Genomic DNA, 4,845 nt, shown 5'->3' with positions numbered 1-4,845 from the left:
CGGATGGCGAAAATTATCCCCCATCGCTTGCATTTGTTGCTTCGGACTTAAGTGACGCTCTTCGACATAGGGACCCGCCGGGTCTAACATCGGCGTGAAATCGCTTTCTTTGCCGCGCCACTTACTGGCATTACCCACTTCAATGCCGCCGAAATCGGTCACGGCTCTGCGCACTAAACTTAAGTCCGCCGCGCCGGTGGTGGCATTAAAGACGCCCAGGTTTTGATCTTTCGGACTTAGAAAATGGCTCTCTGTGCCTTCAAACGTTAAACCATCGGGGTCTCCGAAGCCTTTATAAATATTCTTAGTAAAGATCGATTTCGAAGCCGTACTCTGGAAGGTTACCAAGGTCGGGTATTTGGCTTTCGGATCGGTTTCATCTTGCTGGCCCGTGATGGCGCCGGCGCTGCCATCGGCATTGTGATACACAGTAGTTGCGTTAAGCGGCGTGCCCTTTCTCTTTAATGGATTAACAGTGCGTGTGCCCGATACCTGCTTAACTTCGGGTTCATCGAACAGTGCGTTCAGATAATCCACTCTATCAACAATTAAGGTTTGATCACGCGCATTGTTATTATCCGAATTCGATTTAACATAATTTTGGGTTTGCTGACTCACCGGGAGTCCGCGCTTGGACACCTGGATATCCACCTGCGTGACCAGGTTGGTATCCTTATAATAATTCTGACCGATACTCCAGCCATTCCTATCATACTTAAAATCATATTGCTCATTATTACTCGTCGTGATTCGGGTTAAATCATAAGAGGTATTAAATGTGCGCGTTAATGTGCCATCAGGACGCGTAACAGTCGTTAATAATTTATCCTTATCGTAGCCCAGCGTGGAGGTAATGTTGTTGTGGGACTCAGTGTGACGCAGGCCATTTGCATAACTAAATGCATAGCCTTCCCCTACTGTCACAAACCCGTTCACCACCGTGCCACCGCTAATTAACTCGTTATCCGTTTTAGAAAAAGTGTTCCAGCTTTCTTTCGCAATCCAGGGATGTCTATCGATCGTTAATAAGCTGTTTAGGTGCACGCGATTACCGTTAAGATCATAGCCGGGTGTTAACTTCAGGTTGTTATCCGTTAACATAATGTCGCGGCCTTGCAGATCTACATAATTATGTTGCGTGTGAATGCTGCTTTGTAACGTCTCATCTTGGATGGTTAAGATGCGCTGAAGTAATCGACCTTCGGCATCATGACCATAACTCGTCGTGCTATCATTGGACTGTTCACTCATTAAGCGACCGGCAAGATAGCGGCGCGTTACTATTAAGTTAGGCACGGCCCCGGCGACGGTGCTGATATGCCACTCTGGGCCATTATCGGTATTGCTACTCGTGCGAAAGACGTATAACTTTTGACCGTGATCCCCGCCTTTTCCTACGCGACTCGTCAACTGCGCAGCATAATTGTAATTACTCGTGTATTCAGCGTGGCTTAAATCTGTGTGGGTCAGCTCGAGGCCAAAAAAGTTGCGCGTATAGATCAGCGCCGTGCCATCAGGATACGTGATGTGCAGGATCATATCATTACGATCCTTGGTCAGAATCGTGATTCCGCCGAGCGGATGAAAATAAGCCACCAGAAAGCCTGTGACATCGTAGTTCTTACGATACGCGCGATTAGCATCCGCCTCATAGTTGCCGATATTAAGTTCGTTATAACCAAAAAATTGATCACGACCCGCCGGGGAAGTAATTTTAGTGATACGATCTTGTGGAGGTATCCTATTAAAAAATTCATAGCTAATCCCATCGCAACAGCGGTAAGATCATTCATTGCATAATCCATCGCATATAAAGGGGCGAGTACACCTGAGACTACGCCTTCCCCATACGCTGATGTGACCCTTCGTTACTTCACTATCAAACCACTTCAAAGTTGCCTTTTAAAAGTTTTATCGCTTTTTTAATATTACGGATCATCTGTATTTTTTCATTTTTACTTAATTCATCAATGTTAGACGCACATATATATATTTTTCTTTTCTTTGGGTCATAAGTTATGTCAATCTTAATTATTTTGTTTTTCTCTTTATATTCGAGTAGTTCGGGCCCAACGATTTGGATAGAAAAACCATTCTCACTTTCAACCCCTCCTTCATTAATTTTTCTTAACATATTTGTCTCCTCAAGGTCTTGCAAAAACATTCATATATTCCAGTTCTGGAGAAAATATTACTTTAGTAACATTTGAATTGGCACGCAACGCCGGGCTTTCAATTCTATTATAAATGCTGTTGGGGGTCCTCTCTCTCCCGGAAAGCCGAATAAAATATTAAGCAGGGTTGTCAGGGTATTTATCAAGCTCGGTCAGGTAAGATTTGACCCTAGCCTCATTTACGTCACCATCAATCTCAGGCGTAGACAACCGCTGAACTACATAAAACATATCTTCATAATAATCAGCCTCTTCATCGTCCAAATAGTTTGGCGAACAATACTCACCTCTAATGCAAATAAAGCCCGCCCAATTTGTTAAGTCTTCTGCACTAATTTTTTTATTCAAATATGCCGTTAACATTTTTTTAACATGTTTTGGGTAGAAAATTACTTCCATATCATATAATGCTATATCTCTTTCATTGACCGTACCGATAAGGTCAATATCGCCATTTAAAATATCTATTAAATTCTGTTTTTCCATATTTTCACATCGTATAAGTTGTTTTTAGACACGCCTGGCCTTTGATGAACCAGAGAGTTGGCATCATCGAAAGCTATTTGAACTATCTTATTGTAGTTGCCAGATGTATCTAACCATAAGACATTCTTTGATAACCATTTACTACACCAGAACGCTCTGCAAATAATCTAACCTCACCATCTTCCATTAACTTGACGGTGACTTTATCCATCCACCGCCTAATGTTGCCAATAATTTTTTTATTTGCTCTGGAAAGAAATTTAGGGGTTAGCTTTTTTAGCAGGATGTTGCCCAGACTTAGACAATTTTATTTAAAATATTTATCAAGCTCTGAAAGATATAACTTAACTTGTTTTTCACTCACTTCACCATCGATTTCAGGCGTGGATAAGCATTGCACTACATACCACATATCCTCGTAATAATCAGGGTTAGACTCATGTCTAGGCGAAACGTATTCTGTCCGAATGCATAAAAATCCCGCCCAATTAGTCAAATCATTAGCGCTCAACTCGCCAGATAAATAAGCCAGCAAAATCTTTTTAACTTCCACTGGGGTAACAATTACTCGCATACTGTACAAGCCCATATCACTTTCATCAACGGTATCGATATGAGAAATATCACCATGCAAAATTTTTATTAAGTCGGTCAATTCCATTTTTTCACATCATATCAGTTATTTTTAGATGCCCCCGGTCCTTGACGAACCAGCGTATTTGTATCATCAAAAGCAGTTTACACAACTTTGTTTGTCCGTCCATAAACACCTATTTCAAAAGACATTCGTTGGTAACCCTTTGACCTACCTGCTCGTTCCGCAGCAAACCTTATTTCTCCAGATTCTGTCATTTTAATATTTATCTGATACATTTTGAGCTCCTTTTCCCGATCCTTTTTATGGAGCTGATTCGTATCACTATTACGTCAGATTTTCATACCTTAGATAACTTTAATCCAAATTTAGTTAGTTCAGAACATTTTTTAAAAATTGTCGTGTCCCAATCCATACTTTCCAAACAAAACCTATCTAATATTTTAGAAGCCTTTTCAATCTCAATTCCTGAATTTGCTTTTTTTATGGAATTTAAATATTCTTCAAGATTATTAATCAAATACCATTCGAGAGTTTCTATTTGAGGAGAATGACTTTTAAGCTCATTTATATATTGATTTGTCCTATTGATTAGTTCTAATTTTTTTACATTCATAATTAATATCCTAGATTAATGATATTTTTTGGCACCATTATCTCATTGAACTTAAATTGGTCTAGTGGACCTAATAAAAAAGTTTGCATTTCCCCGCCTCTTAAGCCCGGATTTAATTTTAACTGTTGAGCAATTCTTCCTGTAAAAACATTCGAGCCCTCAGGAATATCCACAACGCCAAGTCTTGTAGCTGAATTTTGAGGTAATGCAAACTGTATAATTCTATCAGTTTGATTAGCAGTAAAATTTGGTGACACATACCTCCCTTCTAATTTCGCCTTACTGTCATCAAATATGCGATACTCTTGCCGGAAAGAACTCACTGTTTCTACTCTAAACGTCTCTGCATCAAAAGATTTTATAATTTGTCGACGTTGACTTGGTGATAAACCAGCATCAATTAGAATATTTCTTGCTTTTCGAATATTCGAAGCAGCAATATTTCTTAAACTATCATCAATTGCTAGGTCAAGCATAGCTCCATTCTGACCTATATTTTGGTTTCTGAAAAATCTTAAAGTTCCTCCAATAGCATTTCCTGCAACTGCTCCACCAAATTCGATGATCATTGCGGTACGCGTGACAGTATCTCCATTTCTAAATTCCTGGCCTGTATTTATGGTCCCCTGCGTTACCAAATCGGCTAAACTCATAAAGGGGTCTAACGGATTGGTTGCTATACTGGCAGACTTCAATACACCAAGCGGATCATTCCAAAGCGCTTTAAAAGGCGAGCTGACATCTCCCCATATCTTCCCCCCAACCTTCTGATAGAAATTTTTATTATCTGATCCAGTAGAAGCATTTTCCTGGTGCCACCGCTCCCTCGACCTACTCGGCGCCGCCTGATACCGCTGCATTAAATTCCCTTCATTCGGCAGCTTTGGATCCTTCGGATAAATGGAATTATTAAACTCCACTGCCGCATTTCTTTCCCAGCCAGGCTCAAATACATCATTTATATTCCCCCAGTT

6 protein-coding genes are annotated in these 4,845 nt (G+C 40.4%); all 6 read right to left on the bottom strand.

Going from position 1 to position 4,845, the window contains the following annotated elements; all coding sequences use genetic code 11:
* Positions 1-1,539, bottom strand: a 1,539-nt coding sequence (locus H0U71_09045; protein ID MBA2655191.1) for a hypothetical protein, incomplete at its 3' end; no start/stop codon positions are given.
* A gap of 340 nt (positions 1,540-1,879) precedes the next feature.
* Positions 1,880-2,134, bottom strand: coding sequence for a hypothetical protein (locus tag H0U71_09040; GenBank protein MBA2655190.1), 255 nt, complete (start codon positions 2,132-2,134; stop codon positions 1,880-1,882).
* Between the two features lie 157 nt (positions 2,135-2,291).
* Positions 2,292-2,660: a hypothetical protein gene (locus tag H0U71_09035; GenBank protein ID MBA2655189.1), complete on the bottom strand. Its 369-nt coding sequence runs from the start codon at positions 2,658-2,660 to the stop codon at positions 2,292-2,294.
* Between the two features lie 307 nt (positions 2,661-2,967).
* Positions 2,968-3,321 (bottom strand): hypothetical protein, encoded by a 354-nt coding sequence (locus H0U71_09030; GenBank protein ID MBA2655188.1) that lies wholly within the window; start codon positions 3,319-3,321, stop codon positions 2,968-2,970.
* A gap of 274 nt (positions 3,322-3,595) precedes the next feature.
* Complete coding sequence (locus H0U71_09025; GenBank protein MBA2655187.1) at positions 3,596-3,871, bottom strand: hypothetical protein; 276 nt, start codon at positions 3,869-3,871, stop codon at positions 3,596-3,598.
* Between the two features lie 2 nt (positions 3,872-3,873).
* Positions 3,874-4,845, bottom strand: a 972-nt coding sequence (locus tag H0U71_09020; protein ID MBA2655186.1) for a hypothetical protein, incomplete at its 5' end; no start/stop codon positions are given.

The organism is Gammaproteobacteria bacterium (genome assembly GCA_013697705.1).
Lineage (GTDB): Bacteria > Pseudomonadota > Gammaproteobacteria > UBA6002 > UBA6002 > UBA6002.
The sequence above is the reverse complement of the archived record's forward strand: the minus strand, read 5'-3'. Positions and strand labels throughout refer to the sequence as shown.